This window comes from Vogesella mureinivorans (genome assembly GCF_007644035.1).
GTDB classification, from domain to species: domain Bacteria; phylum Pseudomonadota; class Gammaproteobacteria; order Burkholderiales; family Chromobacteriaceae; genus Vogesella; species Vogesella mureinivorans.
Genome location: NZ_VMTV02000016.1, coordinates 1 through 265, shown reverse-complemented (window position 1 = coordinate 265; position 265 = coordinate 1). Strand labels below are relative to the sequence as shown.

The 265-nt window shown below is 43.8% G+C and carries 1 protein-coding gene; it reads right to left on the bottom strand.

Annotation, left to right across the window (positions count from 1 at the left end; genetic code table 11):
* Positions 1–265 (bottom strand): hypothetical protein (locus FLQ44_RS23980; RefSeq protein ID WP_206208588.1); only part of this gene is annotated, 265 nt, incomplete at both ends.

Sequence of the window (265 nt, the reverse complement as noted above, 5' to 3'; positions counted from 1 at the left end):
GAGTCTGTCTCGACGAGCTCGCCCAATGAAAGGGGGCGAGCTTGTGACTTGGGACGGTTCCAAGCTGACGGGAACTTGGGCACTTAAATTTTCACTCATAAACGCGATTGCTTTAGACACCATATTATTTTCATAAGTGCTCGGATTGTCTAAAGTGGTTTTTTCTTTGTCTTGTGAATGAAGTGGTTTCTGCTGAATCAGCAAATAATCCAAGGTTTTTTGTGCACGGATTTCACCACAATGGACTCGAATTAAATCAGCCGCT